Below are 18,432 nucleotides of genomic sequence, written 5' to 3'. Positions count from 1 at the left end.
CATCCTCTTATAAAAATTATTATTAGTAGAAATTATCGTTAACAGTCAAGGCTAAAGGTTATATAGTCAAAATGATATAAAGACAATACGGTGTCAGGTTCGTTGAGTCTACTATTTATAGTATTTTAACGTGCTGTCCTCATCGCTAAATTATCTTGAATCGACTATACAAAAAAACTGTCTTTATTCAATGAGTGGTCAAAAGTAAAGGTCCGTCTCAATCCATCATAAATTTGAATACTATTGTTCAATGCGTCAGCGCGTACCAATATTTGCGCCTTCGATACTTTAGTGTATAAGATTGCACCACTAATTGCATCACCCATCAGGACAAATGCTGTATGCGTTTGTTTAATAAAGCGACAGAACCTATGATATGAGACGATTTTCGTCATAAAACTAGCGATAAATAACGAAAAGATAAAAAGGATTTTTATTCATGCAGCTTTTGCTATAATGCAAAACTACATTTCTCAACGATTGATACGTCTATGAGTAGCACTGATACCTTAACGCCATCTCAAACCTCGACAAATGCACAGGTTTTGGATGCAACCACACACGCGAATATTCACGACAAGCTTGCTCGCGCGCTTGGCATTAAGACTGCTCAAGTCAATGCGTTTGTCAAACTTTACGATGAAGGCGCGACCGTTCCATTTATTGCCCGTTATCGTAAAGAAAAGACGCAGAATCTTGACGATGCGCAATTACGAGCGCTTGAGAAGTCACTCAATTATGAGCGTGACATGGCAACCCGTCGCCTCAAAATTACTGAGCTGCTAAGCACGCAGGGTAATTTGAATGACGAGCTACAGAAGCGTATCGATAATGCGACGTCGAAACTTGAGCTTGAAGACATCTACTTGCCATACCGCCCGCGTCGCCGCTCTCCTGCCGCCAAGGCACGTGCTGCTGGTCTTGATGTGGCAGCGCAAGCCGTCTTGACGCAAGAAGTCACGCCAACTGACGCATTAGCAGACTATCAAGTACAATCGAGCATTACCGATGATAGTGGTAATGAGATCGAAGTTGATTTTAGCGATATCACCAAGCAATTGGCTGGCGTACAAGCCATCATCGTTGATGAATGGACGCAGGCTTTGGCTTTGCTAGACAACTTGCGCAGTGGCTTTGCTAAAACTGCCAGTATCGTATCTGCCGTTGCCAGTGAAGAAAAACGCGAAGTCGGCGAGAAATTCAAAGATTACTTCGAGCATAGCGAAAGCCTTGCGCGTCTGCCGAATCATCGTTTATTAGCGATGCTACGTGGTCGTCAAGAAAACGTCTTAGGTCTTAAAATCGAAGGCGAAGACGCACCCTTTATCGAAAAAATCATTAAGCATTTTGAGCTTGATACCAAAGCACCTGATGCCCGTCAAGAATTTTTGACAGAAGCTGCGACCAGTTTATGGAAAGACAAATGGCGTCCGCATATCGAACATCGTTTATTGACGGAAAAACGTCTGACTGCTGAGGCCGATGCGATTGATGTCTTTGCCAATAATTTACAGCACTTATTAATGTCAGCGCCTGCCGGCCGCAAAGTAATTTTAGGCGTTGATCCTGGCATTCGTCATGGCGTAAAAATGGCCATCGTCGATGCTCAAGGTCACGTCATGTTAGATAACGAAGACAAGCCTGTCGTCGCAACCGTTTATCCATTTGCCCCTGATAATAAAATGGATGAAGCCAAAAAAGTCATCGATGAATTATTAAGTACTTACAACGTTGATTTAGTGGCTATTGGTAATGGTACAGCGAGCCGCGAAACAGATGCGATGATTAAAGAAATTTTGGCTGCCAACTCTGAATTACAAGCCAAATCAGTTATCGTCAATGAGTCAGGTGCGTCTGTTTATTCAGCCAGTGAGCTTGCCACTGATGAGCTTGGTAATTTAGACGTTTCTGTACGCGGTGCGGTTTCTATCGCCCGTCGCTTGCAAGACCCTTTATCAGAATTGGTCAAGGTTGATCCAAAAGCCATTGGCGTTGGTCAATATCAGCATGATGTCAACCAAACGCAATTGGCAGATAGTCTTGATAAAGTCACGCAAGATAGCGTAAATGCGGTTGGCGTTGATGTAAATACTGCAAGCCCTGCTATCTTGGCACATATCGCTGGTTTGAATAAAAACGTCGCGCAGCAAATCGTGACCTATCGTAAAGAGCATGGTGCTTTTGACAGTCGTGAATCATTGAAAAATGTCCCACGCTTAGGCGCTAAGACCTTTGAGCAAGCAGCAGGCTTCTTGCGTATCCATGGTGGTAGTAATCCCCTTGATGCCACTGGTGTGCATCCAGAAAGCTATGCGCTGGTCGATAGCTTATTGGTACAAACTGGTAAGGCATTGCCAGAAGTCATCGGTAATGACGGCATATTAAATACGATAGATAGCACTGCACTGGCTGCTAATGATGACAATATTAGTGTAACTGCTATCATCGAGGAGCTAGTCAAACCAGCACGCGACCCACGTCCTGAATTTAAGACTGCTAACTTCCGTGAAGACGTTAACAGTATTAAAGACTTGAGCGAGGGCATGCAGCTTGAAGGCGTGGTGACTAATGTGACAGCCTTTGGTTGCTTCGTTGATGTTGGCGTCCATCAGGACGGTTTGGTACATATCTCTCAGATGGCCAACGACTTCGTTGCAGACCCGATGAATCGCGTCAAGCCGGGCGATATCGTCTCGGTACGTGTCATCTCTATCGATGAAAAACGTGGTCGTATTGGCTTTAGTATGAAGCCAGAATCTGAAAAGCCTGCGCGCCCAGCAGCGAAATCGGCTGAAAGTACTGGTAATGATGAGAAAGTCAGTCGTCCACGTAGCGATCATACAAATAGCAAACGCCCAAACAGTAGCCGTCCAGCGACTGATAAGCGTCCGTCGAAATCTCGCGGTAATCGTCAGGATAAAGACAATGCTAATAACGATCGTAGCAAAGCGCCAAGGGCTGATAAAGCAGAAGCACCTAGCAAAATGGGTACGTTTGGGGCGCTGTTACAGGAAGCTGGCGTGACTAAAACCAAAAAATAGTTAATATCAATAGTGATAAAAAAGGCAGCCATTAGGCTGCCTTTTTTATGGAATGTATCTAAAAATAGAAATTGTTAATGAACACTAATAACTACTCAAAACTTAACTCGCTGAATAACCTCTTCTGCGTGATTTCAGTTAACAGCGGGGTTCATATCGTACTTTATTTTGTATTCTATAATTCTTCTGTGGCTTCTTCAGCTTCTTGTAATTTTTCTTGTGTATCTAACGAGTCTTCTTCTTGCATCGCTTCTTCAGAATCTTGAATCAGCTCTTGCTCGGCATCCATTGCTTCTTGCTCAGCTTGAAGCTCAGTAGTCATCGGCTGTTGATTAGCACTGTTGTTAACATTATTAGCGCTTGCTCTTGAGATAACCTGTGTCTCACTAATCTGAAATGGGCTAGACTGATTGTCTACTGAAGCATTATTTGTATTGTCACCTTCCATCTCAAGTGTGGTTGCGGTAGCCGCTGTTTGCACATCTACTGCCGCAGTATCAGCAGGTGCTGCCATCGCCAAACTTGGGATAGTGAGCGCAGCGCCAATCAGTAGCGATAAAGATAGAGTATTTTTTTTCATTAATCAATTCCTTAATTTACAATCTTATAATGTCAGCTTAAAAAATTTCAAACTTGACGCTTATGTTGCTAACTGCTGTATACAGCAGTTGCATATCACACATTCATTTAGTAATTCAAATCTATATATTTAATATATCTAACATTTAATTGATAGACAAAATAAAATCATGATAACCATTAAGAGACTATCATGATGGATTTGGATAAAGAGCTTTATAAGCTGACCTAAATCAGTGATAAAAATCTAAAGGGAAGAATACCAACTAAACAAGCGTTAGTTCAGTAGTCCATAGATTAAAATTCTAACAGACGGATGTTAGCAGGTGACTTTGTGCAACTATTGTATGGTTATTGTCAGATAGGAAAATAGTATTATTTTCTACTTTCCTATCTCTAATTTTCCTATCTCTAATTTTTATAGCAACGATGTCTAAACGAATTTGGTTCGTCTGTATTTCATTAAAGTCTTATTCAATAACGATATACTTGCCAGTGTTTGGATCAACGACGCGTTGTTGAGTGCTGCTACTAGGAACACGAATGATTGGGAAAGTTTGATTGATTTCAGTATTGTCGATGACATCCGCATCTGCTTCTTCACCAACGATTACAGTACGATTAGCCTCGTCTTCGATAGCAATGGCTGTACCTGACGCTGTGTTTACTCGCTTGATTTGATCGTTCGGTACGATGATGACTTCTTTGACACTATATTTAGTAGGGCGGATAACACGTGTGGTTTCAACGATGACAGGCTCTACACGGCGATCTTCGATAATCGCGAGTTGTGCTTCTGGTGCTGTAGCTTCTTTTGTTTCGCTCATAATAGGCGTTGGAAACTTGGCACCGAAGTGGTTATCGCACTGCTGCATGCTTAAACGTACTGGATTGCCAGCCTTATCCATATAGACGTTGACAGGCATATCAGCGGCGATTGGGACGTATTTTCCAACCAATGCACCCGAAACACCATAGCGACCATTTGACTGCCCAACCCCTAAATCACAAGCACCTGCTGAGTAATCACTGGCTGTTAAGTTGTTTGCATTGACCACTGTTTGAGGAATCATTACTTCAGACAAGCGCATTTTTTTGACAGTCGCTTCACCTGCTTGGCGCTTTGGGTTTTGATAAGTATAAGGGGTATAAAATTTGGCCGAACCGTCTTTGACAGCGGTGACACACTCCTCATAACTGTCATAGCCAACATTGCCATGGCTATCGGTAGTCATAGCAGCATTAGCAGAGCTTGCAAACATAGCAAGACCAGATGTCATCACAGCAGCGGTCAATATATTCATTTTCATTGTCATTGTCATGTCCTTTTAATTAGATGAGGGGCTATTGATTTATTCCAAGTTTATGATAAATCAATAAAACTTAATTTTTATTAATATGATTTTTATTGCATTAGAAAATTACTCTGACGCGTTTAAAGTCTAAATGGAATATTAATGAGCCAATTATTCCTCTCAAAGCTGCTATGCAATATGGGGTAAAAAGATATGGGGTAAAAAGTTGCCTAACCTTTTTTATCCTACGTCATTCACTGCAATATGGCTGTGACATTATTCTAGAAATGTGTAGCTTAATGTATTAAAAAGGCAAGAAGTTCCAATATCGTTTACCAAAGAATCACGTTATTATTATTTATTAACAATCGCTCAAAAGATTGCAATCTGAATAATGAGAAAAAATAGGCAATAAAAAACCGTATCTCGTTGCTAAGATACGGTCATTAATTAGATATTAAGAAGTAGATTGCTTTGATTTATAAATGGGTAATCTTACGAATCGACAACTTCAAAACTAAGACCCGCATGCTCTTCTAAACGCGCTAGTAGATGCTTACCCATGGCAGAGGCTGGCGTCCAAAAACCACCAGCAATTTCTTCTTTGCTGATATCTTGTGCTAAGCATAACGCTGCTTGAGCTAGCATACGCGAGGTACTGCCGTAACCTGGATCTTTGTCACCCGTTACTTTTGTATTGATGGTGTCTTTATTAGCCGTTTCCCCAAAGAGGCGAATGTCAAAGTAGCCGTTTGCTTGCTCTTCTGCAGACGGACCAGAACCTGACTTGGGTAGCACGTGCTTAGCTAATAATTCACGGCTCGGTTTGACCATCATAGCAGTGGCAAATCCAAACAAGCCGGCGCTCATTGCATAGCTTGATAATTGACCTTTCACACCATCTTGCATCCACATTGCTTCGTCATATTTAAAGTCACGACCATATTCATAGCCAAGCAATTGGTTGGTGCGATGCACGATACGGGTATTGATACTGGCCATGACAAAAGGCGCAAGCCAGCGTTTGTGCTCACTATCGTATTCTGGCTTACTAACATTAGCTTGGCGCACGTTTGGCGCATCTTTATCATCGTTGAGTAGATAAGGATTTGCTACCTGCTTACGACGTGACTTGTCCTTTCCAACTTCTTCAAAAATAGTCGCCATCGAGGCAATGGTGCCACCCGATAGACCGCCTTTCGCCGCTTTGACACGCATATGAATCACATCACAAGCGCGACCAAATTTTTCTTCTGCTTGGGTTTGGGTAAAGTAGACGCCCAAATCCGATGGAATCGAATCAAAGCCACACGAGTTGACAATACGAGCGCCGCTTTGCTTTGCCGCGTCCTGATACTTGTCCATCATATCTTTGATAAAGATAGCTTCACCAGTGAGGTCGACATAATCTGTCCCATGAGTGGTACAAGATTTGATCAACGGCTCACCGTATTTGAGATAAGGGCCGACGGTTGAAATGATGACTTGGGTTTGTTTGGTCATCTCATCAAGGCTGTCCGCATCGTCACTATTAGCAAGAATAATATCGACGGTGCTGCCAAGTTTAGATTGCAATTCGTTCAGTTTTGCTTCATCACGCCCAGCAATCGCCCACGTGACATCGGCGCCATCTTTGTCTTTAGTATTAGATAAAAACTCTGTTAAATAGTGTGCTGTAATTTGACCAACAAAGCTGGTTGCACCATATAAGATGACCGCGTAAGGACGCTTTTCATCGCTGCGCTGTCGTGTATTGTTTGAGGTATCCGTATTAGTATTGGTATCCATATTTATTATCCTTAATAGCTATTTTGATGAGTTGTGTGACGTTTAAAATTCATTGCCATTTAACAGTCAGAATTTGAAGTCTGATTTTTTGATAGAAATCAGGTTAACTATATATATAAGTCATGACTAAATGAATCATGACTTATATCTGCCTGAAAAAGATATATTAAAGTATTTTTGACCAGTAAAAATGACTTGTAAGTTACTGTTTATAGCAGATTATATGATGAAAATGTTGATGGCTAAGTGATAACTAACCATCTATACACATAACTCCCATAAAGGGATGGAAAAAAGGTTCGATGTTAAGATTTGCTACAAAGGTTACATAACCTACCGATATCATTACCAAAATGAACGTTTTCTAGAGATAAATATTGCTAATCTATGGTCGTAAGCAGTAATAATGGTTGAAAAACTAATAAGTATTAAAAAAACAAAAAGTAAAGAAAAAGGAATCTTAGAGAGAGCAAGACACTCATTAATAATGATGGTTATTTATTAATAATTGTCCTTTATATCAATCTAAAAATCTGGTTTTCTAATAATAATTTTTAAGGAGAAGGTTATGTTTCGCTGGGCTATTATTTTTGCCGTGATCGCATTGTTAGCAAGTTTGTTGGGTTTTGGCGGTGTCGCAGGATTGTCTGCTAATTTGGCATATATTTTCTTAGCTGTCGCTGTCATTTTATTTATTGTGGCATTTGTAAGCCGCAAGATGTAATTAATACCTGTAGATTGTTAAATAAAAAAGTCCTCAATTGAGGACTTTTTTTTTGTATTTAATAATGTATTTGCTAATGAAAAATTTTTATAAACATTATAAAAACAAACACATCACTATAAACGTTTCGGCTGGACAATGTGTTCCATCCGTTTAGCCAGACGAATATCATGGCTGGTAATACCGCCAGTATCGCCAGTAGTCAAGCGCACCTCTACCACGTTATAAGTGTTGCGCCATTCGGGATGATGCTCGAGCGCTTCGGCATGGAACGCTGCTTGATTCATAAAGCTTATGGCTTCGACGAAATCGCTAAAGTGATATGTTTTTACGATAGCATTGCCCTCGCGCTGCCAACCGGGCAATTCCTCTAGCTGCAAATTTACTTGCTTATCAGATAAACTACTCATATTAATCACCTTTATTATTATGTTGGTTTGGTTTATTAAAAACTATATCAGGCACTACATTGTAGCTGTCAAAGCTATTTTACGAAACTTCAATCCTCTTTTTCAGCTATATCATTGACGCTATTACATCACTGTAAAGACCTTTTATTCTATCGGCATTATAGGTCAGAAAACCCGCCTATATTTGCTATCTTGCCATATATTCGAAGATAAATATACGAGGGCCGATAGCAAATAAATAGGAGGGTAGTAGCGTATTAACGCTTCAATTTTATTAGCCAAGCTGAACCATAATAAATGCTTAAAATACTTCTAAAGAAATTATAATGCCTACTAGCATACTACATTTTCTATGGCTCATCGCTAAAGAGTGGACTATAGCAAGTCTTGGTAATCAGGATGTTTGCTGATATATGACGAGACAAATGAGCACTGTGGTATCACTTTTTTATTCTGTTCACGAGCATAGTTGAGGGCATGCTTGACCAATGCTGAACCAATACCGCGCCCGCCTAGCTCCTGAGGTACGATAGTATGATCATAAACTAATGTATCGTCACGCTCTTGATAGCTAATATAGCCAGTATGACCGTCAATAGAGGTCTCAAAGCGATTAGCCTGTTCATCATGGGTGATGGTTAGGTTTTGTTCAGAGTCTTGATTTTTCATGGATGTTCTCCGTTATTATTGATTATTATCATTAAATATTATTGGTTTTTTTTAGGATGGATCAAGCGTATTTTTAAATGAAAAAAGCTTGAATGACCAAATAGATTATTCACTAAAGTATGAGTCCTTTCGATTCACATTTATAGTTCTTTAGCGTAAGAGTCGATAGCGTAAATGTTAAGACTAAAGAGGTCTGCCAGTGATCTCCATATGAGCTGTACATCAAGCATAAAATAAGGCTTGACGCATGACAGGGGGAAGATACTTACCCAATCCACGTATAGCGGGCAGCTCTTTTGGTCTTTCTGTTACGGCATGATTTGTTTCAGCGATTGACGTAGTTTGTGAGTGTAAATAAGACTGCCATTCTTCCGCACTTGGCTTGCTAAAGTGGCGGATACGTCCCAGCATTTGCCGGAATTGTGTACCAAAGCGCCCAGTATTATAGGGTAGATTGTACTTGCGGCATATCGCCTGTAATTGTGGTGCGATACGAGCATAGTGACTGGCTGGCATATCAGGGAAAATATGGTGCTCGATTTGATGCGATAAATTACCCGTCAAAATGTGAAACAGCTTACTGCCCTGAATATTGCTGGAGCCAAGAATTTGACGCACATACCAGTCGCCTTTAGTCTCATCGGCATCGAGATGGGTATAGATGTGTGCTTGTTCGGTAAAGTGTCCACAGAATATCACCGCCCATGTCCACAGATTACGAGCGATATTGGCAGTAACATTACCGCTCAGTGTCGTCATAGCACTACTTCGACCTAATGTCAGCCCTGCTAACGTGGGTAGCACAATATGATCTTTGCCCACTTGCCGGGCGATTTTGGCAAATAATGCGCGAGATTTCTGTTGCATGGTTTGGTGTCGATCAGGGGAGTCTGCGTATTCGTCGACACTGATTTGAATATCATGAAAGGCGACCGCCCACTCAAAACCTAGAGCCAATATCGCTGTCTTAAACATATTGTGGCGGTCGCTTGGCGTCCAAGGTTGCTCATCAGTCACGCGAATTAAGTGATAGCCAACATCATGGTCACGACCAACGATATTGGTAAAAGTATGATGCAAGTAATTATGAGAGTGTTGCCACAAGGGGGCAGGACAGACAATGTCCCAATCAAACTTTTGGCTATTGAGATACGGGTGCTGCATCCAGTCATACTGACCATGCATGACATTATGCCCAAGTTCCATATTGTTTAGAATTTTGCTGAGACTCAGTAGTGAGGTACCCAATAACCAAGTCGCGACTATTTTACGTTTTGACTGCATGCATCCAGCCGCTGCCAGTAAGCCACGCGCTGTCATTTCACTATAGACTACCGCGGCATACATTCGTTTAATGTATCGTGCGTCATCACTACCTAACGAATCCATCACGCTTCGGTAAAGCACATTTAATTCATGAGCGAGGGCATCAGATTGCGCCTTCGGTAAGGGCACTCCTGTCAACGTTGGGTAGCGAGTCAACTGCTTTGCTTTCTGCTGTTTTGCATCAGTTAGTGGGGTCAAAACTGGTACAGTAGATTGTGCAGTAGTGACGGGTGGTAGCAAGCGCATAAATAATCCTTAACCGAAATGGTACGGAGAGTCGGTACTGGGTTCGGCTCAATAAGTTGTTTAAGTTTTTACCGTAGGCTATAAGGTAACAGCAGGCTGTGTTTCTATCTTATGAGCCGTTATGAGTATTCATTTTTATCACCGTGTTGCTAAATATCTAGCACCACATCAGTCATGGCAATGTTGATGCAAGTTTGAATAGATTCATAACCATCACTGCTCATTTTTCCTGTGTGGATATTTTTGACCACGCCGCTGATTTTATTGCAGCGACACAACTGACAGATACCTTGTCTGCAACCATGTGCTAAGCGAATTCCTGCGTTCTCTGCGGCATTCAATATTGTCGTGCTACTGTCAAACTGCCGTTGCCTCGCCCGTAAATAAACAGTGTGTTGTGCTGCGTGTTTTTTTCTATCGAGCGCTTGTTTGTTATCAAAATCGAAATCAGGCAACGCATGACCAAAGTTTTCTACAATGATATTATCGCGCAGGTTTTTATTGTGCGGTAAGGTTACCTTTGCCGCTGCTTTATATAAGCCAGTCAACAGAGCCTGTGACCCGCATGCAAATATTTGCGTATCTGCCAGTGGCAGGTTTAATGCCAACAAACTGTCTACGCTCAAGTGTCGCTTGCCAGCCAAATAAGTATCAGATTTCTCGGTATTGATCAGATGATAGGTGAAAGCTGGATAAGCTATGCTCAGTTGTTGCCATTGGTTTTTGAACGGGAGCATTTCAGTGCGACTGTAATATAGCAACGTCACCTGATGTCCGTTGTCCAGTGCTTGCGTGATGAGTCCTAACATGGGCGTAATACCGCTGCCACCCGCGATAAATAATAAAGAAGCAGATTTTTCAGCAGCAGATTTTGTCTGTACCGTTATAGATGTTTGTGCCAAAGTGAAAGAGCCACTGGGAACACTACTGTTGATGACACTGCCAAGTGCCATATGTTTGGTTAAATAATCCGAAACCAAGCCTTGTGGCTTAATAGCAATAGTAACCGCAAGATAAGGGGGTTTCTTTTTGCTATCGCCACTATTAATACTGTTGCCAGTAGTAACGTCGTGCCACCAGAGCGGTTGGTGCGCCAAACCTAATAATGAATAGCTGCGCTGATGATACACACCTTCAATAAGAACGCTTAAGTTAAGATGTTGCCCACCCTGCCAACCAAGTTGCGAACCCACTAATTGCCGTCGAAAAGCATGATTGGTCTCAAATCTGAGCGCTATTAAGTCATCGCTAAGGGTATATCGCGCAACAAGGCGCAGCTTTGGAACAGTGAAAGACCAAAACGGCTGTAAGTGTGATCCAATAAAATCGATAAATGCATGTTGAATCATTTCAGGGCGATAGCCGTTGGTCATATTATCAGTACCTTTGTTAATACTATCAAAATGATTGACATCATTAATATTGTGTTCACCTGTGCGCCAATTTAGCGGATATCACTTAGGTCAGGGCGCTCGAATTTGTTAAGCTATCCTAACATGCTAACGGCTATTGATTAAATTTGCGAAAGTTTTGATGCTATTTTTTGTGGTCTTTATAAAACAGGGGGCTGTCCTAGATAAGTAAAATAATCTAGGATAGTCATATGAGAAAGAGCAGATTAAGTTGGTACAAACAAACTAAGCTTATCGAACTATTTGTTGCCGGTTGTACCGCAAGAACAGCAGCAAGCTTAGCGGGTGTTAATAAAACAACAGCTAGCTATTACTTTCACAGGCTAAGACTACTGATTTATGAAAATAGTCAGGAACCTGGCCTTCTAGAAGGCGAAATAGAAGTTGATGAGAGCTACTTTGGCGGCAGACGCAAAGGCAAACGTGGTCGCGGTGCTGGTAACAAAGTGCCTGTGTTTGGACTGCTTAAGCGTAATGGTAGCGTCTACGCATGTATTATCCCTAATGCCAGAGCCGATACCTTAATCCCTATTATAAGAGAGAAAGTAAAGCCTGATAGTATTGTTTACACTGACTCCTTTAGAAGTTACAACGCACTTGATATCAGTGAGTTCACCCATTACCGTATCAATCATTCAAAAGAGTTTGTACAAGACAGAAACCATATCAACGGAATAGAGAACTTTTGGAGCCAAGCCAAACGGCATATGCGTAAATATAATGGCATCCCAAAAGAGCATTTCCATCTATTTTTAAAGGAATGTGAGTGGCGTTTTAACTACAGTGATCCAAAACGTCAATTACATCAGCTAAAACAATGGGTTAAACAGGAACTGAACTAGTTATCTAGGACAGCCCCTAAAACAGTTATAAGTCAGAATGTTAAGCGAAACGGTTCAATAGTAGGTTTCGTTACCGCTTTTAGCTAGAAAGCTGAGTACTCTGTGACAAAAGCCGTAAAACAATCGTTAAAACAATCTGTTGGCTTGCAGGGTATGCGCCACAATGCGATAATGGCTTATAATTTGTAACCCTGATTTTGAGGTGCAGCACGCTTGGCATCATTGCTAAGTATGATTTGCTCGCCTCTTTTATGCAGTCTATCGGAGTGTTAATGGCTCAATATATTTACACGATGAACAACGTGTCAAAACTTGTTCCGCCTAAGCGTGAAATCTTAAAAAATATTAACTTATCATTTTTCCCAGGTGCCAAAATTGGTGTCTTGGGTATCAATGGTTCAGGTAAATCAACCTTGCTACGCATTATGGCGGGCGTGGATACTGAATTTAGTGGTGAAGCACGCGCGCAAACTGGCACCAAAATTGGTTATCTGCCGCAGGAACCACAGCTTGATGACAGCAAAGACGTACGTGGTAACGTCGAAGACGGTATGCGTGAAGCATTAGATGCGCTCGCACGTTTAGATGCCATTTATGCAGAATACGCTGAGCCTGATGCTGACTTTGATAAGCTTGCTGAAGAACAAGGCAAGATGGAAGACATCATCCAAGCATGGGATGCCCATAATTTAAATACCCAACTCGAAAAAGCGGCTGATGCCTTACGTCTGCCACCTTGGGATGCGGATGTTAGTAAGCTGTCTGGTGGTGAAAAACGCCGTGTGGCACTATGCCGTTTGCTATTGTCACGCCCTGACATGCTGTTACTTGACGAACCAACCAACCATTTGGACGCCGAATCTGTTGCATGGCTAGAGCAGTTCTTGCAGAACTACAGCGGTACAATCGTTGCCATTACCCATGATAGATATTTCCTAGACAACGTCGCTCAGTGGATTTTGGAGCTGGATCGTGGCCATGGTTATCCGTATGAAGGCAACTATACTGAGTGGCTCGAGCAAAAGAACACGCGTTTAGAGCAGCAGAATAAGCAAGAAGAATCATTTGCTAAAGCACTGAAAAAAGAGCTGGATTGGATTCGCAAAAATCAAAAAGGTCAACAAGCCAAGTCTAAATCTCGTGTACAGCGCTTTGAAGAGTTGAACTCAACAGAGTTCCAGCAGCGTAATGAGACAGCTGAAATTTATATTCCGCCCGGTCCACGTTTAGGTAATAAAGTCATTGAAGTGAATAACATCTCCAAATCATTTGGTGATCGTCTGCTTTATGAAAACCTAAGCTTTAACGTGCCAGCTGGTGCTATCGTCGGTATCATCGGACCAAATGGTGCGGGTAAAACCACGCTATTTAATATGATTACCGAACGTGATACGCCAGATACGGGTTCAGTCGATTTGGGCGAAAGTGTTAAAGTTGCCTATGTTGGTCAGGTACGTGACAACTTAGATGACAGCAAAACCGTTTGGGAAGAAGTGTCTGACGGTCTTGATATTATTACGGTTGGCGATTACACCACGCCAAGTCGTGCTTATATCGGTCGCTTTAACTTCAAAGGCTCAGATCAGCAAAAGCACGTCGGTCAATTGTCAGGTGGTGAGCGTAACCGTTTACAGCTAGCTAAGACGTTGAAGCAGGGCGCGAACGTTTTGCTCCTTGATGAACCTTCAAACGATTTGGACATTGAAACCTTACGTGCGCTAGAAGATGCGATTCAGGTCTTCCCAGGTACGGTCATGGTCGTCTCGCATGATCGCTGGTTCCTTGACCGTATCGCGACTCATATCTTGGCGTTCGAAGATGAAGGCCCAGTTTGGTTCGATGGTAACTATTCTGAGTTTGAAACGTATCGCAAAAAGACGATGGGTGATGCTGCCACTCCTAAGCGTATGAAATATAAAAAGATTTCGACTTAGAGTAAATCCAATAAAAAACCATAGATAGTCCATTATTTTTGCAAAAAAAAGGCATAACTTAGGTTATGCCTTTTTTATTGTTTAAGAGACAAATCATGGGAAAAACACTCGAAATATCACAACTATTATCTATATTTGCAATGATAGTATTACCTATTGTGATGGTCTATAAGCATCAGTTTTCACAGAAATCTCATCTGGCTTCTTGGCAAATATTTTTTATTGGTATCGTTGTGGTGTGGTTGCTGGTTCAAATCGGTGTTTACTTTACCGATGCCTATCTACAAGCTAAGCTTGATGTTTTTGATCTAGATGGCAATGGCTTTTTTACGTCGGATGAAAGAAGCGAGGCACAGCAACAGGCTATGATGAAAGTGACTTCAGACACAGGTAGGTCATTTGCTCCTGTTACTGGTGCCATATTTGCCTTTGGCTATATGTCGATACTTATTCTATTTTGTAAGTTGATAGGTTTTTTCATAAAAAAAGAGTCAAGCTTCTATGCTTGACTCTTTTTTACGATAATCGCAAAGCTTAACGCTTACGGCCAAATTTACGCTGCTTTTTATTACTAATCTCAGTAATCGCATGAGTAATTTCTTCTTCATCTAAGCTGGCGACTTGCTGCAAAATCTGCATCATGTCAGGCGTTAGCACGTACTTAGCATGACGAGCAATATCATTAATACGATGATCAAAGGTCAAAACGCCAGTTTCATCATCTTTTTGCAAGTAATCAAGACGAGTCAAGGCGCTGATGAAGCTGGTGAATAAGGCGCGGTCAAAGAAATCAGGAATATCGTCTGCATATAGTACAGATAAGCGCTGACCCAGCAGATGACACAGATCAACGACTTCGCTTTCGGTTAGATTGCCTGAGCCTTGCTGGGCGAGTAGGGCAAGTGTCATAAAGTAACGCTCAAGGCTCTGTCCGACAGGCGTCGCTAGCACTTGCAGCTGCTGATAGCATTTGCTGTTTGACTCAGGGACGCTGAGTACGCCATCACTCAATTCGACAATTAGACCATGCGAGAGTAGGCTGTCGACTTTTTTGTTCAAGGTATCAGCCAAGCCATGTGCTGGGTAATATAAGAACAGCTCGCTTTGTAAAAATGGATAGAGTTGCTTAGCAATATTGTCCAAACGACTGCGTTCGATACGGCCGTTACGCGCCACTAATGCTGATAAGAAAGAAAGTAGAATAAAGACATGAAGGATGTTATTACGGAAATAGCTGAGCAATGCCGCTTGCTTGCCGGCAATTTGAATGATGTCGCCTAAGATATGCGGCGTACGTTCAATGAGCTTTAGTTTGATACCATAATCAATGATTTGCTGCGGACTCATATCTGTAATGACGGTATCATCTGAGTAGGACAACTGCTGAGCAAGACCTTGATAAAGGGCAATTTGCTCACGACAGATTTCTTCATCTAAAGCCGCTTTAGGCGCTGATAATAATACCAATGATAATAACGAAACGGGCGTCACAACCGCCGCCTTATTGATGTGCTGCATGATTTTGACGCCGATGTTATCGACCATCGCGCTGGCTTTATCATCGAGCGGGGTATCGGTGCGATCCGTCGGCAAGCTATTGGCTGGCACATCGAATTTTGTCATAAAGTCGCTAAGATGCAGCGGTGTGCCAAAGCTTAGATGTACATTACCAAAGATACGCTCAATTTTACGACCAACTTTGAGTAAGCCTAGTAAAGATTCAGATTCTTTTGGCTTGCCTTTTAGCTCACCAACATAGGTGCCACCTTCCATAATACGCTCATAACCGATATAAGTCGGAATGAAAACCACTGGCTTCTCAGAATGACGTAATTGACTGTGCACTGTCATTGCTAGCATGCCCATCTTCGGTGGTAATAAACGTCCTGAACGCGAGCGACCACCCTCGATAAAGTATTCAATCGGTGTGTTACGCGTAATAAGGGTGTGCATATATTCGCGGAGGACGGCGGTATAAAGTGCATTGCCACGAAAGCTACGACGTATATAAAAGGCAACCGCGCCGCGTAATAATGGCCCTAATACGGGTACATCTAGGTTGTCACCAGCAGCGACATAAGGAATGCTCAGACCACGCTTGTAGATGACATAAGATAGCAATAGATAATCGACATGGCTACGATGACAAGGCACATAAACCAGCTCATAGTCAGTCGCAAGCTCACGTACGCGCTCGAAATGATGGACTTCTACGCCATCATAGAGTTGCGTCCATAACCACGTTAAAAACTTATAAAAACCGCGCACGATGGAATGTGAATAGTCATTGACCATCTCATTGGCATAACCTTTAGCCAAGACACGGGCTTCACGTACACTGATACCAGATTCTACTGCTTCTGCCTCTATCGCATGTTTGATAGCTGGTGAATACACCAGCTTATCTACCAAATTACGCCTGTCTGATAAATCAGGACCGAGCATACTGGCACGCTGCTTGTCTAAATAAACCGTAAGCCGCTGCTGTAGCATACGTACCAGCTCACGATTGCTGTCAGCGGTCGCTACCAAAGCATAGTTTGGTGCTTCGTCAGCATCGCCCACGCTACTGGTGATGTCTAAATTGCTGTCTTTTGCAGAATTTTCTTTTACATCACCTTCTTTTATAGAGTTCTCTTTTGAATCAACGGCTAGTGAATCAAAAATAGAAAACCCTTCTTCATCACCTTTAAGGCTATCATTGATAAGGGTACGTAGATCTTGAGGTGGATGGAACTGTACAAAGGTGTCACGTCCCATTACCCCGATATTAAAGAGCTGCTTGGTGATGCTAGGATCTTGCCAGTTGTCAGCGGTCAGCAGCTTAAACAGTGAATCCTCTTTTTCTGGGGCGCGTCCCCATAAAATAGAGACGGGCACCAAACGTACTTTTAGTTCTGGATATTGCAATACAGCAGACACCAAACGTGACAGGCGCGGCGATAGCTGACTGTCTTTGGCGCTTGGATGGTTCAAAAATATGATGGCTGCGTTTTCTTTGATATTATGGGCGGCATCATGTACCCCAACCAATGCTGGTGGTAAATTGTGCTCTTGCGTCTGCAGGTCAATCAAAATACTGTTGGAGCGCGAATAATCTTGCAACACATAAAATCTGAGCGTTTGATCGTCTGTATCGAACTCAGGTAATTCACCCAATAACTTAGGTTTAACAGCGACATCGAGTAGCTGCCCCGATAGCTTGCGATAAATTTGATTAATCGGCGCATTGGAATAAGGCTTGGGGGCGATTGGATTGACGTCAGTATTAGAAGCGCTGTCGGTTGTGACTGGCGCTTTAAAAATCCGTTTTTTTAAGAACTTCGGTATCATAATCAGTATCAAAAATAGTCAAATATGTTGCGCTTATGATGCCATAAAAGCCATCAAAGCGATATATAGTGTCTGTATATACTGCTAATATTAATACGGTCTGGTTACTATATAGTGAGTTAAGTCGCTCTTAATAAGCTCAAATAATTGAAAGTTAATGTATTTAGCGCAATAATAGTTCGGCGACAACCAAGAGTCACTATAGAGTAATTATGTTTAAATCTACCCATGAATATCATTGATATAAGCTGAAATATTATGACACCAGCGATTAATCTTGCCAAACAACGCGCTCTGAACTATCAATTACACGACTATGTCCATGACAGTAATGCCGCCTCTTTTGGCTTAGAGGCGGCAGAAAAGCTAGGCGTGGATGTGTCACAAGTGTTCAAAACCTTGGTGGTGTCGACAGAGACTGGTGCGCTTGCCGTTGCTATCTTACCCGTGGATAAAACGTTAAACTTTAAAAAAACGGCTAAGGCGCTATCTTCGAATAAATTGCTGATCTGCAAAAAAGTGCAAATGGCGGATCCTAAGCAGGTAGAGCGTAGTACGGGCTATGTGCTAGGCGGCGTCAGCCCATTGGGACAAAAGAAGCGCTTGCCGACTATCATAGACAGCTCGGCTGCAGAGCAGACAACGATTTATGTCAGTGGTGGTCGTCGTGGTTTAGAAATTGAGCTGCCACCAGCACAATTAGCTGCCACCCTTGCTGCTTGCTTTAGTACTATTACTGATAATTAAATACTGATAATTAAATACTGATAATTAAATACTGATAATTAAATACTGATAATTAAATACTGATAATTAAATACTGATAATTAAAT

At 42.0% G+C, this 18,432-nt stretch carries 14 protein-coding genes; 6 read left to right on the top strand and 8 right to left on the bottom strand.

What is annotated here, in order from left to right; translation table 11 throughout:
* Window positions 1-491 precede the first annotated feature (491 nt).
* The gene (locus tag JFC10_RS07330; RefSeq protein ID WP_087813869.1) at window positions 492-3,041 is read left to right on the top strand and encodes a Tex family protein; all 2,550 of its coding nucleotides are present in this window, start codon (window positions 492-494) and stop codon (window positions 3,039-3,041) included.
* 175 nt (window positions 3,042-3,216) lie between these two features.
* Here JFC10_RS07330 and JFC10_RS07325 read toward each other — a convergent pair whose 3' ends face one another.
* From JFC10_RS07325 to JFC10_RS07315, 3 genes are all read right to left on the bottom strand, one after another.
* Complete coding sequence (locus tag JFC10_RS07325; protein ID WP_087813868.1) at window positions 3,217-3,621, bottom strand: hypothetical protein; 405 nt, start codon at window positions 3,619-3,621, stop codon at window positions 3,217-3,219.
* A gap of 469 nt (window positions 3,622-4,090) precedes the next feature.
* Window positions 4,091-4,936 carry a hypothetical protein gene (locus tag JFC10_RS07320; RefSeq protein WP_227685771.1) on the bottom strand — a complete coding sequence of 282 codons (846 nt, stop codon included), beginning with the start codon at window positions 4,934-4,936 and terminating at the stop codon, window positions 4,091-4,093.
* A gap of 474 nt (window positions 4,937-5,410) precedes the next feature.
* The gene (locus tag JFC10_RS07315; protein ID WP_087813867.1) at window positions 5,411-6,703 is read right to left on the bottom strand and encodes a saccharopine dehydrogenase family protein; all 1,293 of its coding nucleotides are present in this window, start codon (window positions 6,701-6,703) and stop codon (window positions 5,411-5,413) included.
* Window positions 6,704-7,271: 568 nt separating this feature from the next.
* Between JFC10_RS07315 and JFC10_RS07310 the strand changes: the two genes are divergently transcribed.
* The gene (locus JFC10_RS07310) at window positions 7,272-7,427 is read left to right on the top strand and encodes a DUF1328 domain-containing protein (RefSeq protein ID WP_021814049.1); all 156 of its coding nucleotides are present in this window, start codon (window positions 7,272-7,274) and stop codon (window positions 7,425-7,427) included.
* 116 nt (window positions 7,428-7,543) lie between these two features.
* On the opposite strand, the gene JFC10_RS07305 is transcribed toward JFC10_RS07310, so the two are convergent.
* The 4 genes from JFC10_RS07305 to JFC10_RS07290 all read right to left on the bottom strand — a co-directional run bounded on the left by JFC10_RS07305 (window position 7,544) and on the right by JFC10_RS07290 (window position 11,451).
* Window positions 7,544-7,837, bottom strand: a complete 294-nt coding sequence (locus JFC10_RS07305) for a 4a-hydroxytetrahydrobiopterin dehydratase (protein ID WP_087813866.1) — start codon at window positions 7,835-7,837, stop codon at window positions 7,544-7,546.
* Window positions 7,838-8,212: 375 nt separating this feature from the next.
* The gene (locus JFC10_RS07300) at window positions 8,213-8,506 is read right to left on the bottom strand and encodes a GNAT family N-acetyltransferase (protein ID WP_087813865.1); all 294 of its coding nucleotides are present in this window, start codon (window positions 8,504-8,506) and stop codon (window positions 8,213-8,215) included.
* Between the two features lie 222 nt (window positions 8,507-8,728).
* Complete coding sequence (locus JFC10_RS07295) at window positions 8,729-10,078, bottom strand: fatty acid desaturase family protein (RefSeq protein ID WP_087813864.1); 1,350 nt, start codon at window positions 10,076-10,078, stop codon at window positions 8,729-8,731.
* A gap of 149 nt (window positions 10,079-10,227) precedes the next feature.
* Entirely contained in the window at window positions 10,228-11,451 is a 1,224-nt protein-coding gene (locus JFC10_RS07290; protein ID WP_087813863.1) for a flavin reductase family protein, read from the bottom strand.
* 230 nt (window positions 11,452-11,681) lie between these two features.
* On the opposite strand from JFC10_RS07290, the gene JFC10_RS07285 reads away from it, so the two are divergent.
* The 3 genes from JFC10_RS07285 to JFC10_RS07275 all read left to right on the top strand — a co-directional run bounded on the left by JFC10_RS07285 (window position 11,682) and on the right by JFC10_RS07275 (window position 14,775).
* Window positions 11,682-12,332, top strand: coding sequence for an IS1595 family transposase (locus JFC10_RS07285; protein ID WP_087813862.1), 651 nt, complete (start codon window positions 11,682-11,684; stop codon window positions 12,330-12,332).
* A gap of 272 nt (window positions 12,333-12,604) precedes the next feature.
* Window positions 12,605-14,266 carry an energy-dependent translational throttle protein EttA gene (gene ettA, locus JFC10_RS07280; protein ID WP_045443195.1) on the top strand — a complete coding sequence of 554 codons (1,662 nt, stop codon included), beginning with the start codon at window positions 12,605-12,607 and terminating at the stop codon, window positions 14,264-14,266.
* Between the two features lie 95 nt (window positions 14,267-14,361).
* Complete coding sequence (locus JFC10_RS07275; RefSeq protein ID WP_087813860.1) at window positions 14,362-14,775, top strand: hypothetical protein; 414 nt, start codon at window positions 14,362-14,364, stop codon at window positions 14,773-14,775.
* A gap of 25 nt (window positions 14,776-14,800) precedes the next feature.
* Here the strand turns inward: JFC10_RS07275 and plsB are convergent, their stop codons facing one another.
* Window positions 14,801-17,599, bottom strand: coding sequence for a glycerol-3-phosphate 1-O-acyltransferase PlsB (plsB, locus tag JFC10_RS07270; RefSeq protein WP_087813859.1), 2,799 nt, complete (start codon window positions 17,597-17,599; stop codon window positions 14,801-14,803).
* A gap of 258 nt (window positions 17,600-17,857) precedes the next feature.
* Here plsB and ybaK point away from each other — a divergent pair, with 258 nt between their 5' ends.
* Window positions 17,858-18,346, top strand: a complete 489-nt coding sequence (ybaK, locus tag JFC10_RS07265) for a Cys-tRNA(Pro) deacylase (protein WP_198332281.1) — start codon at window positions 17,858-17,860, stop codon at window positions 18,344-18,346.
* Window positions 18,347-18,432 lie beyond the last annotated feature (86 nt).

The sequence above is a fragment of the Psychrobacter aquimaris genome, assembly GCF_016107525.1.
Classification (GTDB): domain Bacteria; phylum Pseudomonadota; class Gammaproteobacteria; order Pseudomonadales; family Moraxellaceae; genus Psychrobacter; species Psychrobacter aquimaris.
This window is presented reverse-complemented; position numbering and strand designations above follow the sequence as displayed.

Bases quoted from the DNA above. Each gene is read 5' to 3' on its own strand.
- JFC10_RS07315 (WP_087813867.1), bottom strand. From the start codon at position 6,703: ATGGATACCAATACTAATACGGATACCTCAAACAATACACGACAGCGC.
- JFC10_RS07295 (WP_087813864.1), bottom strand. From the start codon at position 10,078: ATGCGCTTGCTACCACCCGTCACTACTGCACAATCTACTGTACCAGTT.
- ettA (WP_045443195.1), top strand. From the start codon at position 12,605: ATGGCTCAATATATTTACACGATGAACAACGTGTCAAAACTTGTTCCG.
- JFC10_RS07305 (WP_087813866.1), bottom strand. From the start codon at position 7,837: ATGAGTAGTTTATCTGATAAGCAAGTAAATTTGCAGCTAGAGGAATTG.
- JFC10_RS07330 (WP_087813869.1), top strand. From the start codon at position 492: ATGAGTAGCACTGATACCTTAACGCCATCTCAAACCTCGACAAATGCA.
- ybaK (WP_198332281.1), top strand. From the start codon at position 17,858: ATGACACCAGCGATTAATCTTGCCAAACAACGCGCTCTGAACTATCAA.
- JFC10_RS07310 (WP_021814049.1), top strand. From the start codon at position 7,272: ATGTTTCGCTGGGCTATTATTTTTGCCGTGATCGCATTGTTAGCAAGT.
- JFC10_RS07320 (WP_227685771.1), bottom strand. From the start codon at position 4,936: ATGACAATGAAAATGAATATATTGACCGCTGCTGTGATGACATCTGGT.
- JFC10_RS07275 (WP_087813860.1), top strand. From the start codon at position 14,362: ATGGGAAAAACACTCGAAATATCACAACTATTATCTATATTTGCAATG.
- plsB (WP_087813859.1), bottom strand. From the start codon at position 17,599: ATGATACCGAAGTTCTTAAAAAAACGGATTTTTAAAGCGCCAGTCACA.
- JFC10_RS07325 (WP_087813868.1), bottom strand. From the start codon at position 3,621: ATGAAAAAAAATACTCTATCTTTATCGCTACTGATTGGCGCTGCGCTC.
- JFC10_RS07290 (WP_087813863.1), bottom strand. From the start codon at position 11,451: ATGACCAACGGCTATCGCCCTGAAATGATTCAACATGCATTTATCGAT.
- JFC10_RS07300 (WP_087813865.1), bottom strand. From the start codon at position 8,506: ATGAAAAATCAAGACTCTGAACAAAACCTAACCATCACCCATGATGAA.
- JFC10_RS07285 (WP_087813862.1), top strand. From the start codon at position 11,682: ATGAGAAAGAGCAGATTAAGTTGGTACAAACAAACTAAGCTTATCGAA.